This is a genomic window from Sulfuricaulis sp., assembly GCF_049587675.1.
GTDB lineage: Bacteria > Pseudomonadota > Gammaproteobacteria > Acidiferrobacterales > Sulfurifustaceae > Sulfuricaulis.
Map to the genome: position 1 here is coordinate 1 of NZ_JBAVEJ010000253.1, position 1,895 is coordinate 1,895.

Here is a 1,895-nt window from a genome sequence, read left to right on the forward strand (position 1 = left end):
GCCGTTTTATCTAGGCGTTAGTGATGACGGCAACTGTGATGATCTCCATGATCATGGTCAGAGATAATGTCATCAGCTTCCTCATTACATCCACACTCGCCGTACTGCTGCCGGTCAGTTACCGAGCGGGCAGCCACAGTTATTTTGTTGTTTAAACAGATCCGTGGCCGTCGTGTAGTCCTTCGTCCTGTAGGCATCCTGGACCATCGACTTGACCTGGGCCGGTGTGTAGAAGTAATGCGTGTTCGGATCGCTCGCATTCAGCAGCGCGGCCGCCGCCTCGCGCCCGAGCGCCTTGGCGCCACCGCCATCGATATCGAGCGTATCACTCAGGCTGCGATTCCCGGCCGAGTCAACCTGGTATATCGCGCTAAACTTGTCGCCTGGCTTGAAGGACTTGGTCCATTTGTTCTTGTGTCCCTTCCAGTAATCGCGCGAGCAACCCCCGTGAGTGGGTGGCGGTGGCGGCGGGTTGGAGTCCGGGTCGCAGTCGTGGTGATGGCGGTTGCAGTCAGGCGGCGGCATGATCAGCGTCACGGTGGCGTGCGCAGGCGTGGGCGCGCAATGTGCTCCGCTCGGGAGCGAACTCATGACTGTCGCCGTATTCGTGGTCGTGTGGGACAGGCACGCGGTCTTCGTGAACGTCGCCGAATGACCCGAAGCCAGCGTGCCTCCCGTCAGGATGTTGCCGAGCTTGTCATCGTCCAGCGTGAGACCCGTGAGCGTCGATCCGCTGTTGGTGAGCACGTACGTGTACGTCACCTGCTGATTCGCCGGGCAACCATGGGGCGGGACCGGGCACAGCGGTTTGTGCAGCTTGCGGCTCTTGCCGGACATAACCTCGAAGTCACCCGCAACGAAACCGGGGCCGATGTCTTCCGAACCGCTGGTTTCCATTTCCACCGCTTCGCCGCCGTCGACCACGATTTCGATCGACGCGCCGAGCGTGCCGCTGAAGCCGCTGGGCCCATAGCTGTTCGCTGAGACGGTGAATTCACCGCCCGGCTGGACCGTTCCCTGATACAGCGCCACTGAGTACGGTGCCTTGCGGGACACTTTTACATCAGCCGTCTGCAAGCCGTTATAGCGAAGCCTGAGCTCGGAAACCTTACCCCGGCAACCGCATGAAATCGAGTCATCGTGATCGTCATGCGAATAGCCGTAGCCGTCATCGTCATCGTCATCGTCACTGTCGCCGGACTTGTCGTAACCGGGTTTGTCGGCAATCGGGCCGATCGTCGTCGGATTTGCAGTCTTGGTGAGCGTTACCGCGCAGCTCTCCTGGACCAACGGCGGCGTGGGGCCGACGATAAACTTGTCCCGTGCACAACCCCAATTGGCTGCGAAACTCCCGTTAAATGTCGAGCCTTCCAGAGCCACCTGCACGGCAATCTGATCGCCGGGGGCAAAACGCGCAATCAGGCTTCCGCCGGTTGGCTGGATGCGGAAGTCGACAAGGTCCGACGTGCCGGGCGCGGCAATACCGTAGGCCACAATAGTTCCTGTAAGCAGGGGAGATGCGAAGAAAGTGGAGGTATTGAAGTCGGTCGTTTCGCCGTTAAGCGTGAAGCTGCCGCCAATCAGGTTACCGGAGGAGTTGATGTTGGCTGACAGAGATATGGTACCCAGATCAACGAAACTGACATTAGCCTGGGCGGAATCGAAGTAGATGAAAGTGGGAACTCCGGTCAGGGTAAGTGTACTCGTGCCCGTACTGTACGAACAGCTGCCGCCTGAATCGGTAACGACCTGCGGGTAACCAACCGGTATGCCGAGCACATCAGCCCGTGCAGAAATATGCACTCCAAGTAGAGCTATGCCGAGAGCAAAGAAAAAAATCTTAAAAAACGTGTGAGCCAGTTTCATGTTTTCACCCCACAATATGATTTTTGGTT

1 pseudogene is annotated in these 1,895 nt (G+C 58.2%); it reads right to left on the reverse strand.

From position 1 onward, the window contains the following. Positions 1 to 114 precede the first annotated feature (114 nt). Positions 115 to 1,895 (reverse strand): annotated as a pseudogene (locus WB402_RS13450) (hypothetical protein); the annotation flags it as partial.